This window comes from Mesorhizobium xinjiangense, from assembly GCF_009749525.1.
GTDB lineage: Bacteria > Pseudomonadota > Alphaproteobacteria > Rhizobiales > Rhizobiaceae > Mangrovimarina > Mangrovimarina xinjiangensis.
Map to the genome: position 1 here is coordinate 82498 of NZ_WOAC01000017.1, position 23041 is coordinate 105538.

The following is a 23041-nucleotide window of genomic DNA, read 5'->3' on the forward strand; positions in this document are numbered from 1 at the left end:
TGGAGCAAAAGGACATGAACATGCTGACCGATGCTGCCGTCGAACAGAAGCTGCATTCGACTTCCAACGAGGCCGCAATCAAGATGCGCGGCAAGGACGTGACGGTTCACTATAACGGCAAGCAGGCCCTGTTCGGCGTCAATCTCGATGTGCCCGAACAGCAGGTGACGGCGCTGATCGGGCCGTCGGGCTGCGGCAAGTCGACCTTCCTGCGCAGCCTCAACCGGATGAACGACACGATCGAGGGTTGCCGTGTCGGCGGCGAGATCACGCTCGACGGGGATGATGTCTACGATCCCCGTATCGACGTGGTCGAACTGCGTGCCCGGGTGGGCATGGTGTTCCAGAAGCCGAACCCGTTTCCCAAGTCGATCTACGAGAATGTCGCCTACGGACCGCGCATCCACGGCATTGCCCGCAACAAGTCCGAACTCGACCAGATCGTCGAATCCAGCCTGGAAAAGGCGGCGCTGTGGTCGGAGGTGAAGGACCGCTTGAACGAGCCGGGCACCGGCTTGTCCGGCGGTCAGCAGCAGCGCCTGTGCATCGCCCGGGCCATCGCGGTGTCGCCGGAGGTCATCCTGATGGACGAACCCTGTTCGGCGCTCGATCCCATCGCCACGGCCAAGGTCGAGGAACTGATCGACGAACTGCGCGAGAACTACACGATCGTCATCGTGACCCACTCCATGCAGCAGGCGGCGCGCGTGTCGCAGCGCACGGCGATGTTCCACCTCGGCTACCTGGTCGAGGAGGGGGCGACCGACAAGATGTTCACCAATCCGGATGACAAGCGCACCCAGGATTACATCACCGGGCGCTTCGGCTGAGCCGGAAACCGGGCACCACGAGGACCAGATCATGGGCGAGCACACCGTCACATCCTTCGACGACGAACTCGAGATCATCGACACGCTCATCCGCGAGATGGGCGATCTCTCGGGCTCGATGCTGGGCGACGCCACGCGCGCGCTGCTGCAATCCGACAATGCGCTGGCGCAGCGCGTCATTTCCGACGACGCGATCATGGACGCCAAGCAGCGCGATCTCGACGAAAAGGCGATCACGCTGATCGCGCGGCGCCAGCCGATGGCGCAGGACCTGCGCTCGGTGGTCGGCGCGATCCGCATGGCGGCCGACCTGGAGCGCGTCGGCGATCTTGCCAAGAACATCGCCAAGCGCGTCGGTGCGGTGGGCCAGCGCGTCACGCCGCGCAGCCTGTCGCATTCGATCGAGACCATGGCCGACCTCGTCAACGCCCAGGTTTCGGCCGTGGTCGAAAACTATGTCTCGCGCAATGCCGATGCACTGCCGCCGCTGCGCGCGGCGGACGAGAAGATCGACATCCAGTACACGGCGATCTTCCGCGAGCTTCTGACCTATATGATGGAGGACCCGCGCAACATCACGGCCTGTACTCATCTCCTGTTTTGCGCCAAGAATCTCGAGCGCATCGGCGATCACGCGACCAACATCGCGGAAAACGCCTATTACGTGATGACCGGCGATCAGCTTCCGCTGCAGCGTCCGAAGATGGACGAGACGGCGATTACCGGTACCGGCACGAGCGGGTGAGGAGCCAGCCGATGAATGCAGCCAAGGTCATGGTGGTCGAGGACGAAGAACCGCTATGCGTCCTGCTGAAATACAATCTCGAGGCCGAAGGCTATCACGTCGAGGTCATCAACCGGGGTGACGAGGCGGAGATCAGGCTCCAGGAGAGCGTTCCCGATCTTCTGGTGCTCGACTGGATGGTCCCGGCTGTTTCCGGGATCGAGCTGTGCCGCAGACTGCGCGCCCGCTCCGAGACCGAGCGCCTGCCGATCATCATGCTGACGGCCAGGGGTGAGGAGAGCGACCGCGTGCGCGGGCTTTCGACCGGCGCCGACGACTACCTCGTCAAGCCCTTCTCGACGCCAGAATTCATCGCCCGGGTGCGGGCGCTCCTGCGCCGGGCCAAGCCGGAAGTGCTGTCGAGTGTGCTGACGGTGGGCGATATCGTGCTCGACCGCGAGGCGCACCGCGTCTACCGGCGCAAGAACGAGATCAGGCTCGGCCCGACGGAGTTCCGCCTGCTCGAATTCCTCATGCAGCATCCCGGCCGTGTGTTCTCGCGCAGCCAACTCCTCGACAATGTGTGGGGCGAGACGATCTATATCGACGAGCGCACCGTCGACGTGCATGTCGGCCGTTTGCGCAAGGCGGTCAACACCGGCCGTATGCCGGATGTCATCCGCACGATCCGTGGCGCCGGCTACGCCATCAAGGACGACTGAGCCGATCTCCCGATGCGAGATTGACAGCCCACCATAGCGACGCCCACGCAGTATTGCGCGCCCGGAAGCGCTCGTGCTTATTGTCACGGGGCGCGAAAAAATGCGGGAGGTTGTCGCAATGAAGGCTTTTCGGGCGGGCGTGGCCGCTTTGCTGATTGCCGTGTCGGCGTTGTGCGGCGCGGGCAGCGCGATGGCCGGGGATCTGGGTGATGCGAGGGCCCAGCACGTGGTGCGCAACTGGTACAGGCTGATGCTCGAGCTCGTGCGCCACACGCCCACCTATTCGCCGCCTGTGGCAAGCCGCAGCTTCGCCTATGTCGGCGTGACGGCGTTCGAAGCCGTCGCCGGCGGTTCGGCGCAGCTTCAATCGCTCGCCGGACAACTCAACGGCCTTGCGCCCGCCCCGCAACGCCCGGCAGGCGCGCATGACGACGCGGTTCTCCTCAACGCCGCGCTCACGCAGGTGATGGAAAACCTGTTCGCCAATACCGGGCCGACCGGCCAGCGCGCCATGACCGCCTTTGGCGAAAGGCTCAGCGCCGGCGCGGCCGCGGGGGTGCCGGATGACGTCGTTGCGCGCAGCCGGACGCATGGGGCCGCCCTGGCGCGGCATATCCTGGACTGGTCCGAAGCCGACGGCGGCGCGGTGGTGGAAAATATGGGCTTTCCCGCCGCCTACGAGCTGACACCCGGACCGGCGCACTGGGTGCCGACAAGCCGCATCGCCCAGCAGCAGACGCCGCTCCTGCCGCAATGGGGCGAAAACCGCACTCTCGTCATGCCGGACGGGGCGGCGTGTCCGTTGCCGGCGCCGCCGGATTACAGCGAAGAGCCAGGATCGGCGTTTTACGACGAAGCGCGGGAAGTCTACGACACGGTCAACAGCCTCACCGACGAGCAGCGCGCCGTCGCCCGCTTCTGGTCGGACGATCCGATGCTGTCGCCGACGCCGCCCGGCCATTGGCTGTCGATCGCGCTTCAGGTTCTCGAACAGTCGGAGGCCGATCTCGAGCGCGATGTCGATGTCCTCGCGCGCGTCGGGGTCGCCTTGTCGGATTCCTTCATCGCCTGCTGGAACGCCAAATACGCGTTCGATCTGGTGAGGCCCGTCACCTATATCCGCCGGGTCATCGACCCGCAATTCGAGCCGCCTCTCATCACGCCGCCCTTTCCCGAATATCCGAGCGGCCACAGCACCCAGTCGGCCGCCGCCGCCTCGGTGCTGACTGATCTGTTCGGGGCGGACGTCGCCTTCGAGGATGCGACCCATGCCGAAGACGGGCTGGCGCCGCGCAGCTATGCGAGCTTTCGGGAGGCGGCGCAGGAAGCCGGCATATCCCGGCTCTATGGCGGCATTCATTTCCGTGCCGCGGTCGAGCGCGGGCTGGACCAGGGGCGCTGTGTCGGCCGATATGTCAACGCCCTGCGGACGAGGAACTGACCGATGCTTCGCTTCGCGATCCTGCTCGCCGTGATGGGTGCGGTGGCGCCCCTACGGGCGGCGGCCGGCGAGCCCGCCTTGACCGTTCCACGCTTTGTCGAGGAAACGGCGACTTCGGGCATCGACAACGTCTATGCCGGCGACTGGGAGTATATGGCGGGCGGCGGTGTCGCCGCGTTCGACTGCAACGATGACGGCTTTTCCGACCTGCTGTTTGCGGGCGGCGAAGATCGCGCGAAATTCTACCGCAATGCCGGCGCTCCCGGTTCGGCACTGCGTTTCGAGGCGCAAGAGAGCGGCCTGGAGCTCGACCGCGTGACGGGCACCTACCCGCTCGACATCGACGGCGATGGCATAACCGACATCATGCTGCTGCGCGTCGGCGAGAACGTCGTCATGCGCGGCCTGGGCGGCTGCCGTTTCGAGCGCGCCAACGAGGCGTGGGGGTTCGATGGCGGCGACGCCTGGTCGACGGCCTTTGCCGCGACCTGGGAGCATGGCGCCCGGTGGCCGACGCTGGCCGTCGGCAACTATATCGACCGGCGCGAGGACGCCTTCCCCTGGGGATCGTGCACCGACAACTGGCTGCACCGTCCGGAAAACGACCGCCGCCGGTTCGCAGCACCCCTGGCGCTGAAGCCGAGCCATTGCGCCTTGTCGATGCTCTTCACCGACTGGAACAGGTCGGGCACGCCGGATCTGAGGATCTCCAACGACCGGGAATACTACAAGGGCGGGCAGGAGCAGCTCTGGCGCTTCGAGGCGGGCCGGGCGCCGGCGCTCTATACGGAAGCCGACGGCTGGAAGCGCCTGCGCATCTGGGGCATGGGCATTGCCTCGAGCGATCTCGACCGCGACGGGTATCCGGAATATTTCCTCACCAGCATGGCCGACAACAAGCTGCAGGCTCTGAGCGGTGCCGAAGGCGCAAGGACCGCGCGCCCGGCCTACGAGGACATCGCCTATGCCAGCGGCGTGACGGCCCATCGGCCCTATCTGGGTGACCAGGTCAAGCCTTCGACCGCCTGGCATGCGCAGTTCGACGACGTCAACAATGACGGCCGCGCCGACCTGTTCATCGCCAAGGGCAATGTCGCCGAGATGCCCGATTTCGCCGCGAAGGATCCCAACAACCTGCTGCTGCAATCGGCTGCCGGGAGCTTTCAGGAAGCCGGTGACAAGGCCGGCGTGGCGAGCGTCGCCATCGCCAGAGGCGCCTTGCTGGCAGACCTCAATCTCGACGGGCTTCTGGATCTGGTGGTCGCCAATCGCTGGTCGAAGGCGCAAATCTGGCGCAATGCCAGCACTGATGCGGGGCGCTGGCTCCAGGTCAAGCTGCGTCAGGACGGGGCGAACCGGGAGGCGGTCGGGGCCTGGCTGGAAGTGAAAGGCGAACCCGGCATGACGCGTCGCGAAATCACCGTTGGCGGCGGCCATGCCTCGGGGCAGTCGGGCTGGTGGCATGCCGGGCTCGGCGATGCGCGGCAGGCAGATGTGCGCGTCATCTGGCCCGATGGCACCGCCGGCGAATGGCAGCGGCTTGAAAGCAACCGTTTCTATGTGATCGAGCGCGGCCGTCCGGCCCGTGGCTGGTCGCCCGGATAGAGGTCAGGCGACGTCCTGGCGTGCGTCGCTCGGCTGGGCCGGGCTGCCGGAGAAGATTTCCCGGTCGACATAGGTGAGTGCGCGCAGCGCGCAGCCTTCGCGAATGAGCGGCGCCTCGTTCGGCTCGACGAGGAAGGTGAGGGCGGCGTCGTGCTGGCCGCCCGCCGTCTTGGCGATCGCCCGGCGGATGGGGTCTTCCAGAAGGTCGATGGCCTGGGCCCCGTGGCCGACGAAGGCGACGGGCGCGGGATCGATCAGCGCGAAAAGACTGCCGAGGCCGAAGCCGATCGCTTCGCCGGCCTTGTCGAAGGCGCGGCGTTCCGGCCCGTCGCGTTCGCGGGCGCGGTGGGCCAGCGAGGCGATTTCCTGCTCGGGGACGTCGGATGCCGGCGTCTCGTCCGGATCGTGGCATAGCGCGGCGCGCCAGATCGCATAGCTGCCCGCATAGGCTTCGACGCAGCCGTGCCGTCCGCAGCGGCACAGCGCGCCGTCGGGCACGTGGTTCATATGGCCGAACTCGCCAGCCGAGGAGCGCGTGCCGGTGAACAGGTCGCCCTTGATCACGAGACCCATGCCGATGCCGTGAGACAGCAGCACGGCAATGAAATTGTCGCGATAACGCTCGGAATCGCGCGCCTGCAGGGCCACCGCGATCATGTTGCAGTCGTTCTCCACCGTCACGGGAATGCCGAAGGCATCCTCGATGGCGTCGGCGAAGGCGACGTCGCTGTGCGGCGAGATCGGCGACCACAGCATGGTGCGGGCCACCGAATCGGTGATGCCCTGAACGGCGAAAGCGATGCGCAGCACCCGTGCGCCCGTCCTGGCCGAATGGTCCACGAGCTCGCCGATCATGGCCTGCGCGGCGGCGACCAATTCGCGCCGCGTCATGCCGAGCGTCTCCAGCCTGGCCTGCCGGTCGACGATGATGCCGCCGGAATAGTCGATCAGGCTGGCCGACAGCGAGTTCAGCGACAGCACGACCGCGATGATGGCGGCGGCATCGGGATTGAGGCCCAGCGCCACCTGGGGACGGCCGCGGCGCGTCGCGGGCATATCGGGGTCGCGCTGCTCGCGCAGGATCGCTTCCATGATCAGGTCGGAAGTGATGGCCGATACGGTCGACGGGCTCAGCCCGGTCCGGCGGTGCAGCCCGGTTCGCGACAGTTGCTCATGATCGCGCAGCGCGCCGAGCACAAGCCGGCGATTCTGTCGCCTTACATCGTCCGATCGCGCAATCGCCGTCATCGCGGCGGCTTCCTCCCGTTTGCGGCGCCTATCGGTATTGCAGAAAATTGTTGTTGCAATGCAATATGTTGCGCCGTCCAAAAATCACCTTGACACAGCTTTTGAGGTGAGTCACTATTTTTTTCGAGCCTCGAATTAAAGAGGCTGAACCGACCGCGCGCTGTCGCAGACAGATCGCGGCGCGCCTTTTATGTACCGGGAGGAGAGCATGAAAAAGACCGTTCTGGCGCTGAGCTGCGCCGTCTTCAGCATGGGATTTGCGGGCGGTGCGCTCGCCAAGGACAAGATCATCGGCGTTTCCTGGTCGAACTTCCAGGAAGAGCGCTGGAAGACCGACGAGGCGGCGATGAAAGCGGCCATCGAGGCCGCCGGCGACAGCTACATCTCGGCCGACGCCCAGTCGTCCGCTTCCAAGCAACTGACCGATGTCGAATCGCTGATCGCCCAGGGCGCCAACGCCCTCATCATCCTCGCCCAGGATTCCTCGGCCATCGGCCCGGCGGTCGAAAAGGCCGTCAACGAGGGCATCTCGGTGGTCGGCTATGACCGCCTGATCGAAAACCCGGACGCCTTCTACCTGACCTTCGATAACAAGGAAGTCGGCCGCATGCAGGCGCGCGCCGTCTTCGAGGTGCAGCCGGAGGGCAACTATGCCTTCATCAAGGGCTCCTCGGCCGACCCGAACGCCGATTTCCTGTTCTCCGGCCAGATGGAAGTGCTCAAGGACGCCATTGATTCCGGCAAGATCAAGAATGTCGGCGAGGCTTATACCGACGGTTGGCTGCCGGCCAACGCGCAGAAGAACATGGAGCAGATCCTGACGGCCAACAACAACGAGGTCGACGCCGTGGTCGCCTCCAATGACGGCACGGCCGGCGGTGTCGTGGCGGCGCTGTCGGCGCAGGGCCTTGCCGGCTCCGTACCGGTCTCCGGTCAGGACGGCGACCATGCCGCGCTCAATCGCGTCGCGCTGGGAACACAGACCGTTTCGGTGTGGAAGGATGCGCGCGAGCTTGGCAAGGCGGCGGCCGAGATCGCCTCGGCACTGGCCGACGGCACCGCGATGGCGGACATCCCGGATGCAGTGAAATGGTCCGACGGCCCGCAGGGCGTGGAGATGGATGCCGTGTTCCTGAAGCCGCTGCCGATCACCAAGGACAATCTGGACCAGGTCATCGATGCCGGGTGGGTCTCCAAGGACGTCGCCTGCCAGGGTGTGGAGGCGGGTTCCGTCGCCGCCTGCGACTGACAGGAGCGTTAGAGCATGTCCCGCTCAAACGGAACCGTTTGAGCGAAATGTACATGCTCCAACATATTGACCTGGCGCGCATATCGTTGCTTCAACGTTTCCGTTTGAAGCGAACGCGCGCTAGTAAATTGGCGCCGCGGTTTGACCGGAACCGCGGCGTCTGCCTAACATAAGGACCGTTGCCGCCAGGCCGGCGGCAGCGGCCCCCGGTGGGGAAGGAAACGATGTCGGAAGCGACCTCGACGGCGTCCGCGGACAGGGCCCGAAGCAGCGAACTCGGCCCAGTCGGGGCCTTCTTGAAAGCCACCGAGCTCGATACCCGCATGCTCGGCATGATCGGGGCCTTGTTTGTCATCTGGCTGGGGTTCCATCTCTTGTCGGGCGGTCTCTTCCTGACGCCGCGCAATCTGTGGAACCTGTCGGTGCAGTCCTCCTCGGTCGCGGTGATGGCGACCGGCATGGTGCTGGTCATCGTGACCCGCAATATCGACCTGTCGGTGGGCTCGCTGCTCGGTTTCGTCGGCATGGTCATGGGTGTCGTGCAGGCCGAGCTGCTGCCTGACATACTCGGTTTCGGCAATCCCTGGATCTGGGCGCTCGCGCTGGCGGCGGGCATTGCGCTGGGCGTCCTCGTCGGGGCGGTGCAAGGCTATGCGATCGCCTATCTGGGCGTTCCGGCCTTCATCGTGACGCTGGGCGGTTTGCTGGTGTGGCGCGGTGCTGCCTGGTGGGTCACGAGCGGGCGCACCGTGGCGCCGATGGATGCGACCTTCCGGCTGATGGGCGGCGGACCGGCCGGCTCGATCGGCGCGACCTGGAGCTGGATCATCGCCCTGCTGGCCTGCGTCGCCGTCGTGTTCATGCTGATGAGCGGACGCACGCAGCGCAAGCGCTTTCACTTCCCGTTGCGTCCGGTCTGGGCAGAATTCTTCCTCGGCGCAGTGGGCTGCGTGGCGATCCTCGGCGCCGTCGGGGTGGCAAACGCCTATCCCTTGCCGATCGGAATCGTGCGCCGTTTTGCCGAAGCCAACAACATCACAATCCCCGAGGGCGGATTGTTCATCTCGCACGGCATCGCCATTCCGGTGCTGATTGCCGTCGGCGTGGGCATCGTCATGACCTTCATCGCCACGCGCACCCGTTTCGGCCGCTATGTCTTCGCCATCGGCGGAAATCCGGAAGCGGCCGAACTGGCCGGCATTCCGACGCGCTGGGTGACGATGAAGATCTTCATGCTGATGGGGGCGCTGGCCGCCATCAGCGGGGCCATCTCGACGGCCAGGCTCAATGCGGCGACCAACGCCATGGGCACGCTCGACGAATTGCTGGTGATCGCGGCGGCGGTCATCGGCGGCACGTCGCTCGCCGGCGGCTCGGGCACCGTGGCCGGGGCGATGATCGGCGCGGTTCTCATGCAGTCGCTGTCGACCGGCATGATCCTGCTCGGCGTCGACACGCCGCTGCAGAATATCGTCGTCGGACTGGTGCTCGTCGTCGCCGTCTGGCTCGACACCATGTATCGCCGGCGCATTCAGTGAGGGCAGGTTCCATGAACGACAAACCCACACCCCTCGTCGAAATGGACAACATCTCGATCGCCTTCGGAGGAATCCAGGCGGTCGACGACGCGAGCGTCGATCTCTATCCCGGCGAGGTCATGGCGCTGCTCGGCCATAACGGCGCCGGCAAGTCGACGCTGATCAAGATCCTGTCCGGGGCTTACAAGCGCGATGCGGGCGAGATCCGGGTCGACGGCAAGGCCGCCGAAATCCACAATCCGCGCGACGCCAAGAAATACGGCATCGAGACGATCTACCAGACCCTGGCGCTGGCCGACAATGTCGATGCCGCGGCCAATCTTTTCCTTGGCCGCGAGCGCCTGACGCGCTGGGGCACGCTCGACGACGTGGCCATGGAGGCCGAGGCGCGCAAGGTCATGGGGCGGCTCAATCCGCGCTTCCAGCGCTTCAAGGATCCGGTGAAGCAATTGTCCGGCGGCCAGCGGCAGTCGGTGGCGATCGCGCGGGCGATCCTGTTCAATGCGCGCATCCTGATCATGGACGAGCCTACGGCGGCGCTCGGACCGCAGGAAACGACCCAGGTCGGCGAACTGGTCAAGCAGCTCAAGTCGGAAGGGATCGGCATCTTCCTCATCAGCCACGACATTCACGACGTGTTCGATCTGTCGGACCGCGTCTGCGTGATGAAGAACGGCCAGGTGGTGGGCACGGCCTCGACGGACGATGTCACCAAGGACGAAGTCCTGGGCATGATCATCCTGGGCAAATGCCCGCCCGGCGCGGTTCCGGGACCGGGCGCGCTTTCCGCCGTCGCCTGATGGTCCAGCACTTGGCCCACCGAAAAGTCGGCTTCGGTGGGCAATAAGCGATGAAACCGCCGGCATGCCGGCGGTTTCTCATCTGGGTTGATACTCTCGGCTGACGCCGCCGCGCGAATGTCCGTCTGCCGGTGTCAGCGGCAGCGCGCTTCATAGATGCGGCCGTTGCGATCGCGATAGCGGCACCAGCCGTTGCGGGTTGCCTTGCCGATCAGCACGCCGGAGACCGCGCCGACGGCGCCGCCGACGGCTGCTCCACCCCACGAATCGGTCGCCAGGCCGCCAATTGCCGCGCCAACCAGGCCGCCGGTGGTTGCGTCGCGTTCGGCCGTCGTGCATGCCGACACGGAAACGGCAAGCATGGCCATCAATGCAAACGTAGTCTTCTTCATCTCGCGATCACTCCTCTGATTCGCGCCCCTTCCGGTTCAATGGCTTAAGGCCATTTGCGGCATCCTCGTGACGATATTCCTAGAACAATTCCAGGATAAGTGGAAACAGGTTCTGCGTCCTTGCCTGATGATGATCGCGGCGCAATTGCCGGCTTCAAAACTTCCAGCGTATCAAACTGCCAATGGATATCCTTCGAATCCAGTCATCTGCTCGATCACCTGAACCGGATGAGTTCACACGGCCTAGCGTTTCGGCGGCCTGTCGGCATTTTTCGCTTCCTCGGCAACCATAATATCCGTCGGCACGATTTCCACAACCAGCCGTCCGTCCGGCTCGACGTCCCAGACGAGCTCGGCATTTTCATATTCCAGGGCCGGGTCGACCTCGAAGCAGGTCATGAAGACACGCGGATAGAGCCCGTCAAACCGGCGCTCGGCGCGCGCGTGTTCTACCTTGCATGCCTGGGCCGTCTCGAACAGCGGCACGGGGGCCGGAAGTTCGCGACAATCTTCGAGGTCGGCAGAACATCCCACGATGAACAGGAGTGCAGCGATGTGTTCCATGGCTCATTCCTCTCGTGGTTAACGCCGGCGGAGCGGCAAGGTTCCGCGACTGGCTGGCACGCGGCCAACAGCGACCGTTCCTCGAGGGCGTCGCGCCGGACAGGATTGTGCTTCGGCTGCAAGGTGAGGTCTGTGAAACCGGTCGCTCGCGAGGAATGCGCGGCCATCGTTGCCGGTGGGGAACTTCCGTCGGCTTCGGGCGTTGAATGTCTTGATCGCGGCATTGGATGCTTACCGCGATCCCTTCCGCGGGAACAAATACACGCTATCGTCCCCATCTTCGGAAGCGATCATTGGCCGGCCTGCTGGGCCGGCCTTTCTTTGGCGCCTGCCGGCGGTGATGAGCAGATCTATGCCGCCTCGAAATTTTCGTCCGGGATGGTGAGACGGTACTCGATGGCGCCATTCGAGACAGTCAGGCGTGCCTTGCCGTTGAGTGCCGTGGGCACGATCCTTTCCAGGGCCACGCTGCTGAAGCGCTGGTTGTCGAGAAATGGCCGGAGGCCGTCGCGCATATGCTCGTTCCAGACGAGCTGGAGGCCGGCCTTGCGGCTCGGCGTCGCCGCGATGGTGACGGTCCCGCCATCGCGCGACAATGCGCCGGCACTCACGGAATTGACCGCCAGCTCATGCATGGCAAGGCCTACGTGAAGGGCGGCATTGGGGTTGAGATAGGGATTGGCGCCGTCCAGGCGGATGTTGCGTTCGGGGTCGGCGCAGAAGCGTTGCACCTGGCCCATGACGAGCTCCTTCAGCCGCGCGCCGCGCCAATTCGACAGCGTGACCAGATCCTGCGAGGCGGAAAGGGAGTGCAGCCGTCCGCGAAAGCGGCGCAGAAAATCGTCGATGTCTTCGGAGTCGCGCCCAGTCTGCGCGGCAACCGACTGAATGATCGCCAGCAGATTCTTCGACCGATGGCTGACCTCGCGAAGAAGGGCGCGCAGCGTCTGCTCGCGATGTTTCTGCTCGGTGATCTCGACGGTGGTGGTGATGACGCCCTCGATGCGGCCATCCTCGCCGCAGTCGGCGTCGATCCAGATGTCGAACCACCGTGCGCCGACGCTGTCGGGAACGCGGATCTCGAGCCGTCGTGCAACGCCGTCTTCCAGGATGGCGCGTTTCGCCTCGCAGACCCTGTCGGCCTCCGGCTGCGGCAGGAAATCATGGTCGCCTGACCCCGCCCGAGACTGCGCCGACCAGCTTTCGGGAAAGTTTTCGGCCCAGACGACATGCAGGTCGGCATCCTGATAGAGAACCGAAATGTCGGCATTGCGCAGGGCGCGCATCAGGCCGCGACCCAGTCCGCCGGTGATCTCGGGCACCTTCCTGGCGGTCTTCCGTCGCGGATTCATCGGCACGCATCATCCGGCACGCGGCGGGCGGGTCCGCATGTCATGCCGCGGCTCTTGCTTGCCGGTCGAAGAAGAGTGCCTGGCTGATGAGAGCCTTCACCATATCGGGATTGAAGGGCTTGGTGACCAGGAACGCAGGCTCGGGGCGTGTTCCGGTCAGGAGCCGTTCGGGAAAAGCGGTGATGAAGATGACGGGCACCGGCGCGTGGGCGATGATGTCGTTGACGGCGTCGATGCCCGAACTGCCGTCGGCCAGCTGGATGTCGGCCAGCACCATGCCGGGCCGCGATTTCGCAAACAGCGCAACCGCCTCGGCCCGCGTGCGGGCGGTGCCGACGACACTGTGGCCGAGGCTCTCCACCATCTCTTCGATGTCCATGGCGATCAGCGGCTCGTCCTCGATGACGAGAACGTTCGTGGCGACCTGACGCGAGATCTCCGTGGAGGCGTCCCGAAGCAGAGCTTCCAGTTTTTCATCGGTCGTGTCGAGGATCTCGGCGGCCTCATCCGCCCTGAAACCTTCCACGGCAACGAGCACGAAGGCCTGACGGGCCGGCGGAGCAAGGGTGGCGAGCTTTGCCGCGGCCTTGCTTTCCCATTCCGGGCGGGGCTGCGGCTCGGCTTCGGGCGGGTTCAAAGACGCGTAAAGTCCGGCAAACAGCTTGTAGAGCGCCACGCGCGGACTGCTGGCGGCGGGGAACACGTCGCTGTCGGCTATGATCGCCTCCAGCGTGGCGGCCACCAGGGCGTCGCCGCTGGTCTGGGAGCCCGAGATGGCACGCGCGAAACGGCGCAGATATGGCAAGTGCGGCGCGATCGTTTCAGACAGGCTCATGACAGCGTATCTCCCTTTCCCCGACAGCCGATGAATGCAAGCTGGCAAATCGCTGTCGAAACGGTTGGCGGGGGGAAAAGTTCCCCGATCAGGGAACGATCTTGGCCCTGACGCATTGATGAGCGCAATGCAGCGCGTCGGTTTGGGGAACCGTGCGTCGATCCAAAGCCAGGTAGGGGTGAAGGTAGGGATGAAGAAGTCAAGCCAAGCAACGCGGCGGCCGACAGGAGACCATGCGGGCGGGAGCGACGAGATTCTGGGGCCCAATTCGGAAATCGGCCGCAAATTGCGTGCGTATTACGACGAACTTGTCTCCGAGGAGATACCGGATCGTTTTTCGCAATTGCTGCGCGAACTCGAGACGAGCGAGAAGCCGGAAAGCGGAGGCAAGGGTGCCAAGCCGTCATAGTGTCCTCGATTCGAAAGCCGTTGCGGCAAGCGGCGTTGATCTCCTGAATTGCAGTTTCGGCCAGGACATTGGCGGATATGAGATTGCTGCGTGGCGGCCGGAGCGCGGCTTCGCAAGGATGAGGCCATGTCCGGCCTTGCGGCCGTCAAGTCCACAACGGCAGACCGGGTGAGAGTGCATGAGTGAGCTTCCTGAATTCAAGGCCGGTCTCGTGCAGGCAATTCCGAGCCTGCGCGCCTTCGCGGTGTCGTTGGCGCACAATGCCGACCGGGCCGACGACCTCGTGCAGGAGACGCTGGTCAAGGCGTGGGACAAGCAGAGCAGTTTCGAGCAAGGAACGAACCTGAAGGCCTGGCTGTTCACCATTCTGCGCAACGAATTCTATTCACAGATGCGCAAGCGTGGCCGCGAGGTTCAGGATACGGAGGGGATCATGACGGCGCGCCTGGCTATCCATCCCGGTCAGCAGGGCCGGATGGACCTGGAGGATTTTCGCCGCGCGCTGGCGCTTCTGCCCGAAGACCAGCGCGAGGCTGTCATCCTCGTCGGCGCCTCCGGTTTTTCCTATGAGGAAGCAGCGCAGATCTGCGGCTGCGCCGTGGGAACGGTCAAGAGCCGGGTCAGCCGGGCGCGTACACGCCTGCAGGAACTTCTCGCCATATCGGGCGAAGGCGAATACGGCCCCGACGCGATCTCGTCACAGGTCCTGGGATCGGGCGTCTCTGGCTGACGCGTTTCCGGCAGTCGATCTGCCTGCCTGCGGCATGATGTTCGTCACGATCGCATAGATGATCAGCAGCACCGGTACAGCGATAAACCCGCCAAGCGCTCCCCAAATCCAGATCCAGAAGGCGATAGCGAGGACGACGAGGAAGGGGTTGAGCGTCATGGTGCGCCCGAGCACCGACGGCGTGACGAACTGCGCCTCGATCATGTTCAAGAACAGGAATGCCAATGGCGGCAGCATGCTGGCGGCCAGCGTGTCGAACTCGAGCAATCCAACCGCGAACAGAATGATGGCCATGACGGCCGGACCGAGATAGGTCACGAAGTTCAAAAGCCCGGCGAGCGCGCCCCAGAGGAATGGCGAGGGAAGGCCGATCAGGTACATGGCCAGCGTCACCGAGACGCCGAGACCGATATTGACCAGCGTGATCGACAGCAAATAGCGCGAGACCAGCCGCTCGACGTCGCGGAAAACATGGGCAGCGCGCCAGCGCAGATGGTCGTCGACGCAGAGCCGCAGGATCATCGCCCGGATGTCGAAACGGGTCAGCATGAAGAAGTAGAGACTTGCCAGGAAGAGGAGCACCTGCGCGACGACGGTCGGCGCCAGCGTGGCGACGCTCTGCACCGGAGACGAATCTTCCACCGCGATGGTCGGCGTGCCGGATCCGATCGCGCCGCGAAGCTGCTCCTGGACCGACTTCAGCGTGGCGATCGGCTCACGCAACTGGGCAAGTTGAAGCTGCAGCTCGTTCCAGATCTGCGGTATGCGCCCCGACCAGGTCGACAGCGGCGCCGCCAGCGCCAGGACGAAGGCCGACAACAGGGCAAGAAAGAGAATGACGACGACCCCGGCGGAAAGGGGAGACGGCAGCCCCCTTGCTTCCAGGCGGGTCGCGATCGGGCCGACCATGAGGCCGATGATGACGGCGGTGACCACCGGAGCAAGGACGACCTGGCCGGCGTCGAGCGCGAACACCGTGGCAATGACACCGACGACGATAATGGCCAGATCCGCCGCCCGCGACGTCAGTTTCGCGGGGTCCGTTTGCTGGGAGGGCCTTTTCAGGGGCGGCCAGTCGGCATCCTGCCGCTTCATGTGCTTGTCCTGTCGACGTTGGCGTTGCAACGTCCTTGCACGATTTCGGTTCCTTTGGAACTCTATGCCCGTTCATGCATTGAAACCGCTGACAACAGAGGGAAAAGCAATCATGGCTGCCACACAATCGAAATCCGCCAAATCCGTCGGCGGAGAGGGAACCGCCGAGGACTTCGAACATCAGATCGCCATTCTCAAGGAGGAACTTGAGAATGTGAAGTCGCAGCTTGCCCGCTCGGGTGGACGTTCGATGGCGGCGGCGCGCAAGGCGGCGGCCGGCGGAATGGATCGGTTGCGTCACCAGGGCGAGACCGCGCTCGAGGATTTCAAGGGCAGTGCACATGACATCGAGGATCGTATCGGTCAGACGATACGCGAGAAGCCTGTAACGTCGCTGGCGATCGCCGCCGGCATCGGCTTTCTGTGCGCTCTGCTGGCCAAGCGGTAGGCGGCGGCTGAATGGTCTCGCCGCTTATCGGCCTTCTGACATCGATTGACCCCCAACGCGCCGTAAGGCGGGCGCGGAGCGCCGTCATCGTCTACGCGCTCGCGGCGATTGCCGCGCTGTGCGGGGCCGGCTTCCTGATTGCCGCTGGTTTCCTTTACACGGCTCGGCATATGAGCCCGCTGGTGGCATGCCTCGTCTTCGGTCTCGGCTTCCTGCTTCTGGCCCTCATATGCGTGGTCGTGTGGCAGTTGTCGGGGCCGCGACGGTCGCGGCGGCGTGAGGAAGAACGGGCGAAGCAATTGACCTCGCTCGCCGGCGCCGTGGCGGTCTCGGTGCTGCCGACGCTGGCACGGCGAGCCGGAGTGCGCTCGCTTGTTTGGCCGCTGGCCGCCATGGCGGCCTATGCGATCTACAAGGAGAATGCGGGTTCCGACGACACGAAGCCGGACGAGGATTGATCGCCGCAAGCGCGATCCGCAAGATGACAGGTGCCGACGGCTTGATCGGCCGGCAATATGATGAACAACGGGCGTCCGATTGTTCACCATCCGGAGACGAACCATTGACGGTTCCTACTCTACCAATTTCGCCCGGCTGCTCGACATATGGCATGACAACACCGGCCGGCCCCAGTGCGTCGGCCTGACAACCGGAATCGATGTGCCAGAGCGCCGTCAAAGGAGTTCCGCCATGCTCAAACAGATCCAGGGTCTGCATCACGTCACCTCCATGGCCAGGGATGCGCAGGAAAACAACGACTTCTTCACCAAGACGCTCGGCTTGCGGCGGGTCAAGAAGACGGTGAATTTCGACGCCCCCGACGTCTACCACCTCTATTATGCCGACGAGGTGGGTTTGCCGGGCACGGTCATGACTTATTTCCCGTTCCCCAATATTCCACGCGGCCATCCCGGTACGGGCGAGGTGGGCACGACCGTGTTCTCGGTTCCCGAAGGCACCCTCGGCTACTGGCAGGAGCGTTTCGCCAGGGAAGGCGTGTCGGATGTCGGCGCCGACGAGCTGTTCGGCCAGAAGCGCCTGACCTTCAAGGGCCCCGATGGCGACGGATTTGCGCTCGTGGAGACGAAGGACGACACGCGGCCGCCATGGTCGAAGGCCGATGTTCCCGCCGACGAGGCGATCCGCGGCTTCCATTCGGTATCGCTCAGGCTGAAGGATGGCGGGGCGACGGAAGAGCTCCTGAAATTCATGGGCTATGAGGACGTTGACCGCTCCGGCAACGTGAAGCGCCTGGCCGTTCCCGGTGGCGGCAACGGCGCCAGCCTGATCGACATCGAGACGATCCCCGGCGGCGATCGCGCCGCGCAGGGCGCCGGCTCGGTTCATCATGTGGCCTTCGCCGTCGAAGACCGCGCCAAGCAGCTCGAGGTGCGCAAGGCGCTGACGGACACCGGCTACCAGGTGACGCCGGTGATCGACCGCGATTATTTCTGGGCGATCTATTTCAGGACGCCCGGCGGCGTCCTGTTCGAGGTCTCGACCAACGAGCCCGGATTCGACCGCGACGAGGACACGGCGCATCTGGGCGAGGCGTTGAAACTGCCCCGGCAGCACGAGCATCTGCGCACGATGCTGGAAAGCCATCTGCAGCCGATCAAGGACTGATCCTGCGGCCGGGGAGCCGATCCAGGCTCCCCGGCACCGATGAGGAGACACGGCATGTCCACCGACAGCTATATCCACGCGCATGTGCCCGGCCAGCCGGGCGCTCCGCTGATTTTCACCTTCCACGGCACGGGCGGGGAGGAGAACCAGTTCGTCGGGCTTGCCCGCGATCTCGTGCCCGGTGCAGGCATTGTCTCGCCGCGCGGCGATGTTCTGGAAATGGGCGCGGCGCGCTTTTTCCGCCGCACCGGCGAGGGCGTCTACGACATGGACGACCTGGCCCGGCGCACCGAGACGATGACGCAGTTCGTGCGCGCCCATGTCGAGGCCGCCAGGCCTTCGGCGGTCTACGGGCTCGGCTATTCGAACGGTGCCAACATCCTGGCCAGCGTGCAGTTCGCCGATCCTGCGCTGTTCGATGCGACGGTGCTGATGCACCCGCTCATCCCCTTCGAGCCGAAGATACGCGGCGATCTGAAGGACAAGCGCATCCTGATCACCGCCGGCCGGCGCGACCCGATCTGCCCGCCCGACCTGACCCTGCGTCTGGAAGCCTATTTGCGCGCCGCCGAGGCCGAGGTTACCGTGGCGTGGCACGAAGGTGGACACGAAGTCCGGCCGAGCGAGATCGATGCGGCCAGAGCCCTGTTCGAAGCGGCGGCAAAGGCTCAGACGACGAAACGGATGGAAGGACAGACATGACGGACGATCAAGGCGGCATCGAGGTCGAGGAATCGGACACCAAGGGGCGCTATGTGCTGCGTGGACCGGACGGTGCGGAGGCCGAGATGACCTTCTCGAAGGCCGGCACGCGCCAGATCATCATTGATCATACCGAAGTGCCGGACGCCTTCCGCGGACAGGGCGTGGGTTTGCGGCTGGTGACGCGCGCCGTCGAGGACGCACGCGCCGCCGGAAAGACCATCATCCCGCTCTGTCCGTTCGCTGCCGCGCAGTTTCGCCGTCATCCCGAGTGGGCGGACGTGCTGAAGAAGCCGAAGGGATGACAGGTTGTAGCCGGATCGGACCGACGCCTTGGCGATTGATCGCCGTCGAAGGAGCATCAACAGGCTCGAATGCCATGCTCCAACATATTGATCTGGCGCGCATATCTTTGCCTCAAACGATTCCGTTTGAAGCAAATGCGCGCCGGTGCCTGCCTATTCGGCCGGCCTGATCCTCAGTCTCGTGATGCGGTTCTTGTCGCGCTTCATCACGATGAAGCGCTTGTCGTGGAAGGTAAAGGCCTGCTTTTCCTCGGGAATTGTCTGCGTTTCATGAATGACGAGGCCGGCGACCGTCGTCGCCTCGTCGTCCGGCAGATCCCAGTCGAGCGCCCGGTTCAAATCGCGGATCGGCACTGAGCCGTCGACGACCACCGAACCGTCGGCCTCCTGCTTGACGCCCTGGATTTCGACGTCGTGCTCGTCGGCGATCTCGCCGACGATCTCCTCGATGATGTCCTCCAGCGTCACGAGGCCCTCCACCTCGCCATATTCGTCGACGACGACGGCGAAATGGGCCTTTCGGCGCAGGAAGGCGTTGAGCTGGTCATGCAGCGTGGTGGTGTCGGGCACGAACCACGGTTTCGACGCCACCTTGACGATGTCTATCCTGGCGGGATCGTTGTCGACCTCGTGCAACGCCCTGAGCAGGTCCTTGGCGTGAACGACGCCGACGATGTTGTCGGTGGAATTGCGGTAGAGCGGTATCCGTGTGTAGGGGCTCTGCAAAATCTCGCGCACGATGGTCTCGGCGGGGTCGTCGGCATTGACCATGCGCATGGCGGTCCGATGCACCATCACGTCTGAAACCTCGAGTTCGGCCAGGTCGAGCAGGCCGCCCAGCCGATCGCGATCCTGCTTCACGAATGCGCCTTCCCGGTGCAGCACCTCTACCGTGCCGCGCAATTCGTCATGCGCCGACAGCATGTAGTGGTCGCGCGACAGGTTGAGGCCGCACAATTTCAGGATGCCGCGGACAAGCAGGTTGGCAGCTGACGACAGCGTGCCGAACAGCAACACCACAAAGCGGGCAAAGGGCGCGACGTAGAGCGCGAACTGCTCGGGCCGGTAGAGCGCCAGCGACTTCGGCAGGATCTCCGAGAAGATCACGAGCAGCACGGTCATGGTGATGGTGGCGTAGACCACGCCCGCATCGCCGAAGATCGACAGCAGCAGGCTCGTCGCCAGCGCCGAGGCGAGGATGTTGACCAGGTTGTTGCCGATCAGAAGCGCGCCGACCAGACGGTCCTTGCGCTGGAGAAGCCGGTCGATGAATGTCGCCTTGGCGTCGCCATTGGCGGCAAGGGTGTGCAGCCTGGCCCGCGAGGCGGCGGTCATGCTGGTTTCGGTGCCCGAAAAGAGGAAGGACAGGACGATCAGCACGATGATGGCTCCGCCCGTCAGCAACAATTGCGTCGTCATTCGGGATGGTTCTCCTTCAGGAACGAAAGCACCTCCGAGACCGGCACGTCCCGCGCGATGAAGGATCGGCCGATACCGTGGGTGAGAATGAAGGTCAGCGCGCCGCGCGAAACCTTCTTGTCCTGGGCAATGTAGTTCAGCAGCGCTTCGGCGCCAGGCAGTTGGCCCGGAATGTCCGACATCCTGACGGGCAGCCCGACAGCCTCCAGGTGGCGCTCGACGCGCGCCGCATCGTCCGGGCTGCACCGGTTGAGCCGGGCCGAGAAGCGATGTGCGAGCGCCATGCCGATGGCCACGCCCTCGCCATGCACGAGCCGGGTGCTGTCGTAGCCGGTCGCCGCTTCCAGCGCGTGGCCGAAGGTGTGGCCGAGGTTGAGCAGCGCGCGCTCGTCCGTCTCGCGCTCGTCGCGGGCCACGATCTCGGCCTTGGAGCGGCAGGATTCGGCGATTGCGTGCCGGCGCGCCGTGCCGCCGGCGAAAACGTCGCGCCAGTTGCTCTCCAGCCAGGCGAAGAAGTCGGGTCGGTCGATGAGGCCGTACTTGACCACCTCGGCATAGCCGGCACGGAATTCGCGCACGGAAAGCGTGTCGAGGACGCCCGTGTCGGCGATCACCAGGCCCGGCTGGTGGAAGATGCCGACGAGGTTCTTGCCCTGGCGCGTGTTTATGCCGGTCTTGCCGCCGACGGAGGAATCGACCTGGGCAAGCAGGGAGGTGGGGATCTGGACGAACTTCATGCCGCGGCGCACGACGCCGGCGGCGAAGCCGGCGAGATCGCCGATGACGCCGCCGCCGAGCGCAATGACGACGTCGCTACGTTCCAGACGGGCCTCCAGCAGGCGGTCGACGACGTCCTGCAGCGCGGCAAAGCTCTTGGTACCTTCGCCGGGGGGGAGCGTGATGGCGGTATGCGCGATCTCGGCCTGGTCCAGCGCTTCCTCCAATGCCGGCAGATGCTGCGCCGCGACGTTGGTGTCGGTGACGACCGCCGCATTGACGCCGGGCATCAGCCGCGCGATTTCTTCGCCCGCCCGGGCGAGCAATCCGTCGCCGATCAGAATGGGGTAGCTGCGCGTGCCGAGCCCGACCTCGATGCGCTCGGCAGGTGTGGGATGTTTGTGCATCAGGAAGACACGTCCTTTCGCGGTTCGCCGTCGAGATAGCGCATGATGGCGTCGACTGTCTCGGCGGCGATCGTCTCGCGCGTTTCGTCGCGGGTCGGTACGACAATATCGGCCTGCGCATAGACCGGATAGCGCTCGTCCATCAGGCGCTGCATGACGGCGCGCGGATCGGGGTTCTTGAGCAGCGGCCGGTTCTTGTTCTTCGTCACGCGCTCCATCAGCGTGTCGATATCGGCCTTCAGCCACACGGAAAGGCCGCGCCGCGCGATCAGCCGGCGCGTGTTCTCGTCCATGAAGGCGCCGCCGCCGGTTGAGACGACCCGCGCCCCCTCCCTGACCACCCTGGCGATCACGCGCCGTTCCAGCGAACGGAACTCCGGCTCGCCGTAGCGTTCGAACAGGTCGGGCACGCTCATGCGCGAGACGTGCTCGATCTCGTGGTCGCTGTCGATGAAGGGCAGATCGAGCGCCTGGGCGACCTTGCGGCCGATCGCGGTCTTGCCCGCGCCCATCAGCCCGACAAAGACGATTGCGCGTCCCGCGAGCCTGTCGTGCAGCCCCTTGTCGTGCGAATGTGCCAAGACCGTCATCGGTTCCGCCTGTGTCCGTCCGGCGTATCGACATGAAAAGGGCCCTTGCGTCAAGCGAGTCGCGGCCGGGCTGCGGAGTTGAAATCGTGCATCCCGCAACGCATAAGGGACCAGGCGGACCAATCGACGAGGGCACATTCACCCATGCCGACGCTTTTCCGGTTCCTGATGACGGTCGCGGTGCTGTGCGCCATCGTCTACGCGGCGATGTTCGCCCTGGCGACGCTTGTCGAGCCGAACAAGGGACAGATGACCGTGCGCATCCCGGCCGAAAAACTCAACCCGGCCGAATGAGCCGGAGCGTGTGCCGATGAACACCGAAGCCGCCATCGACGCCTTTCTGGAGATGATGAGCGCGGAACGTGGTGCAAGCGCCAACACGCTGGCCGCCTACAGGCGCGACCTCGAGGACGCGCACACTGCGTTGCGCCGACGCAGCGGCGGGCTTGCCGGGGCCACGCCGGACGATGTCCGCTTCCATCTGGATGGCATCGCCCAGCAGGGCTTCGCCGCCTCCACCCAGGCGCGCAAGCTGTCGGCTTTGAAGCAGTTCTTCCGCTTTCTCTATGTCGAGGGCCGTCGGGGCGACGATCCGACCGGCACAGCCGACAGCCCGAGGCGGGCCCGTCCCCTGCCGAAAACGCTGAGCGAGGCGGAAACCTCGGCCTTGCTCGACCGCGCGGCGCGCGAGGCCGGCGGCGAGCGCCCCGAGGGCGTTTCACGTTTTGCCGCGCTGCGCCTGCATGCGCTTGTCGAGGTGCTTTATGCGACGGGTCTGCGCGTGTCGGAACTCGTCTCGCTGCCCCTGACGGTCGCCCGGCGCGACGAGCGCTATTTCGTGGTGCGCGGCAAGGGCGGCAAGGAGCGCGTGGTGCCTCTGTCGCAGAAGGCGGCCGACGCGATGCGCGCCTGGCTCGTCATGCGTGAAAGCGATCCGGCAGCGGCCGAAAGCACATGGCTCTTTCCGGCCGGTTCGCAGAGCGGTCACCTGCCGCGCCAGGTTTTTGCGCGCGAGCTCAAGCAGCTCGCCGCGCGCGCCGGGATCGCGGCGGCCCGCGTGTCGCCACATGTGCTGCGCCATGCCTTTGCCAGCCATCTTCTGCAGAACGGCGCCGATCTCAGGGTGGTGCAGCAACTGCTCGGCCATTCCGACATTTCGACCACGCAGATCTACACCCATGTGCTCGAAGAGCGCATGGTCCGCCTCGTCAACGAACATCATCCGCTTGCCGACTAGGCGCTCCATCGTTATGTGAGGGCCTGTTTGAGGCGGCCGGCAGCGAAAATCCGGTA

26 protein-coding genes are annotated in these 23041 nt (G+C 64.9%); 17 read left to right on the top strand and 9 right to left on the bottom strand.

From position 1 onward, the window contains the following. The first annotated feature begins 14 nt into the window (after nt 1-14). From pstB to GM909_RS18260, 5 genes are all read left to right on the top strand, one after another. Nucleotides 15-830, top strand: a complete 816-nt coding sequence (gene pstB, locus GM909_RS18240) for a phosphate ABC transporter ATP-binding protein PstB (RefSeq protein WP_157018476.1) — start codon at nt 15-17, stop codon at nt 828-830. A 31-nt stretch (nt 831-861) separates the two neighbouring features. After that, on the top strand, nt 862-1575 hold the full coding sequence (gene phoU, locus GM909_RS18245; RefSeq protein ID WP_157018478.1) for a phosphate signaling complex protein PhoU: 714 nt from the start codon (nt 862-864) through the stop codon (nt 1573-1575). 11 nt (nt 1576-1586) lie between these two features. Continuing rightward, on the top strand, nt 1587-2276 hold the full coding sequence (gene phoB / locus GM909_RS18250; RefSeq protein ID WP_157018480.1) for a phosphate regulon transcriptional regulator PhoB: 690 nt from the start codon (nt 1587-1589) through the stop codon (nt 2274-2276). A 118-nt stretch (nt 2277-2394) separates the two neighbouring features. Beyond that, nucleotides 2395-3717, top strand: a complete 1323-nt coding sequence (locus GM909_RS18255) for a vanadium-dependent haloperoxidase (RefSeq protein WP_235911961.1) — start codon at nt 2395-2397, stop codon at nt 3715-3717. 3 nt (nt 3718-3720) lie between these two features. Further along, complete coding sequence (locus tag GM909_RS18260; RefSeq protein WP_157018482.1) at nt 3721-5322, top strand: CRTAC1 family protein; 1602 nt, start codon at nt 3721-3723, stop codon at nt 5320-5322. 3 nt (nt 5323-5325) lie between these two features. Here GM909_RS18260 and GM909_RS18265 read toward each other — a convergent pair whose 3' ends face one another. Next, a complete protein-coding gene (locus GM909_RS18265; RefSeq protein WP_157018484.1) occupies nt 5326-6570 on the bottom strand; it encodes an ROK family protein in 1245 nt (414 codons plus the stop codon). Nucleotides 6571-6778: 208 nt separating this feature from the next. On the opposite strand from GM909_RS18265, the gene xylF reads away from it, so the two are divergent. From xylF to GM909_RS18280, 3 genes are all read left to right on the top strand, one after another. Continuing rightward, nucleotides 6779-7819, top strand: a complete 1041-nt coding sequence (gene xylF, locus GM909_RS18270; protein ID WP_157018486.1) for a D-xylose ABC transporter substrate-binding protein — start codon at nt 6779-6781, stop codon at nt 7817-7819. 224 nt (nt 7820-8043) lie between these two features. Continuing rightward, nucleotides 8044-9357, top strand: coding sequence for a sugar ABC transporter permease (locus GM909_RS18275; RefSeq protein WP_157018488.1), 1314 nt, complete (start codon nt 8044-8046; stop codon nt 9355-9357). An 11-nt stretch (nt 9358-9368) separates the two neighbouring features. Further along, nucleotides 9369-10157: an ATP-binding cassette domain-containing protein gene (locus GM909_RS18280; RefSeq protein WP_157018490.1), complete on the top strand. Its 789-nt coding sequence runs from the start codon at nt 9369-9371 to the stop codon at nt 10155-10157. Nucleotides 10158-10291: 134 nt separating this feature from the next. On the opposite strand, the gene GM909_RS18285 is transcribed toward GM909_RS18280, so the two are convergent. The 4 genes from GM909_RS18285 to GM909_RS18300 all read right to left on the bottom strand — a co-directional run bounded on the left by GM909_RS18285 (nt 10292) and on the right by GM909_RS18300 (nt 13300). After that, a complete protein-coding gene (locus GM909_RS18285; RefSeq protein ID WP_157018492.1) occupies nt 10292-10549 on the bottom strand; it encodes a glycine zipper domain-containing protein in 258 nt (85 codons plus the stop codon). 243 nt (nt 10550-10792) lie between these two features. Next, nucleotides 10793-11113, bottom strand: coding sequence for a hypothetical protein (locus GM909_RS18290; protein WP_157018494.1), 321 nt, complete (start codon nt 11111-11113; stop codon nt 10793-10795). Nucleotides 11114-11463: 350 nt separating this feature from the next. Beyond that, a complete protein-coding gene (locus tag GM909_RS18295; protein ID WP_157018496.1) occupies nt 11464-12465 on the bottom strand; it encodes a sensor histidine kinase in 1002 nt (333 codons plus the stop codon). A 40-nt stretch (nt 12466-12505) separates the two neighbouring features. Next, nucleotides 12506-13300, bottom strand: coding sequence for a response regulator (locus tag GM909_RS18300; protein ID WP_157018498.1), 795 nt, complete (start codon nt 13298-13300; stop codon nt 12506-12508). 190 nt (nt 13301-13490) lie between these two features. On the opposite strand from GM909_RS18300, the gene GM909_RS18305 reads away from it, so the two are divergent. Both GM909_RS18305 and GM909_RS18310 read left to right on the top strand, forming a co-directional pair. Further along, complete coding sequence (locus GM909_RS18305; protein WP_157018547.1) at nt 13491-13709, top strand: NepR family anti-sigma factor; 219 nt, start codon at nt 13491-13493, stop codon at nt 13707-13709. Between the two features lie 178 nt (nt 13710-13887). Further along, nucleotides 13888-14439 (top strand): sigma-70 family RNA polymerase sigma factor, encoded by a 552-nt coding sequence (locus tag GM909_RS18310; protein ID WP_157018500.1) that lies wholly within the window; start codon nt 13888-13890, stop codon nt 14437-14439. Here GM909_RS18310 and GM909_RS18315 read toward each other — a convergent pair. Next, complete coding sequence (locus tag GM909_RS18315; protein WP_157018502.1) at nt 14407-15534, bottom strand: AI-2E family transporter; 1128 nt, start codon at nt 15532-15534, stop codon at nt 14407-14409. The genes GM909_RS18310 and GM909_RS18315 overlap by 33 nt on opposite strands. 112 nt (nt 15535-15646) lie before the next feature. Between GM909_RS18315 and GM909_RS25815 the strand changes: the two genes are divergently transcribed. From GM909_RS25815 to GM909_RS18340, 5 genes are all read left to right on the top strand, one after another. Then, a complete protein-coding gene (locus tag GM909_RS25815; RefSeq protein WP_198174304.1) occupies nt 15647-15982 on the top strand; it encodes a DUF883 family protein in 336 nt (111 codons plus the stop codon). 11 nt (nt 15983-15993) lie between these two features. Continuing rightward, entirely contained in the window at nt 15994-16440 is a 447-nt protein-coding gene (locus GM909_RS18325) for a hypothetical protein (RefSeq protein ID WP_157018506.1), read from the top strand. 232 nt (nt 16441-16672) lie between these two features. Then, nucleotides 16673-17608 carry a VOC family protein gene (locus GM909_RS18330; RefSeq protein ID WP_157018508.1) on the top strand — a complete coding sequence of 312 codons (936 nt, stop codon included), beginning with the start codon at nt 16673-16675 and terminating at the stop codon, nt 17606-17608. Between the two features lie 54 nt (nt 17609-17662). Then, entirely contained in the window at nt 17663-18310 is a 648-nt protein-coding gene (locus tag GM909_RS18335) for an alpha/beta hydrolase (protein ID WP_157018510.1), read from the top strand. Further along, nucleotides 18307-18615 carry a GNAT family N-acetyltransferase gene (locus tag GM909_RS18340; protein ID WP_157018512.1) on the top strand — a complete coding sequence of 103 codons (309 nt, stop codon included), beginning with the start codon at nt 18307-18309 and terminating at the stop codon, nt 18613-18615. The genes GM909_RS18335 and GM909_RS18340 overlap by 4 nt, the downstream gene beginning before the upstream one ends. 153 nt (nt 18616-18768) lie before the next feature. Here GM909_RS18340 and GM909_RS18345 read toward each other — a convergent pair whose 3' ends face one another. The 3 genes from GM909_RS18345 to GM909_RS18355 are packed head-to-tail and all read right to left on the bottom strand — an operon-like array spanning nt 18769 to nt 21748. After that, complete coding sequence (locus tag GM909_RS18345; RefSeq protein ID WP_157018514.1) at nt 18769-20034, bottom strand: HlyC/CorC family transporter; 1266 nt, start codon at nt 20032-20034, stop codon at nt 18769-18771. Beyond that, nucleotides 20031-21158 carry a 3-dehydroquinate synthase gene (aroB, locus tag GM909_RS18350; RefSeq protein ID WP_157018516.1) on the bottom strand — a complete coding sequence of 376 codons (1128 nt, stop codon included), beginning with the start codon at nt 21156-21158 and terminating at the stop codon, nt 20031-20033. Before aroB ends, GM909_RS18345 begins: the two co-directional genes overlap by 4 nt. Continuing rightward, a complete protein-coding gene (locus GM909_RS18355) occupies nt 21158-21748 on the bottom strand; it encodes a shikimate kinase (RefSeq protein WP_157018518.1) in 591 nt (196 codons plus the stop codon). The genes aroB and GM909_RS18355 overlap by 1 nt, the downstream gene beginning before the upstream one ends. A gap of 144 nt (nt 21749-21892) precedes the next feature. Here GM909_RS18355 and GM909_RS18360 point away from each other — a divergent pair, with 144 nt between their 5' ends. Then, the gene (locus tag GM909_RS18360) at nt 21893-22042 is read left to right on the top strand and encodes a histidine kinase (RefSeq protein ID WP_157018521.1); all 150 of its coding nucleotides are present in this window, start codon (nt 21893-21895) and stop codon (nt 22040-22042) included. Nucleotides 22043-22058: 16 nt separating this feature from the next. Continuing rightward, the gene (locus GM909_RS18365) at nt 22059-22985 is read left to right on the top strand and encodes a site-specific tyrosine recombinase XerD (protein ID WP_157018523.1); all 927 of its coding nucleotides are present in this window, start codon (nt 22059-22061) and stop codon (nt 22983-22985) included. Nucleotides 22986-23041: the final 56 nt, after the last annotated feature.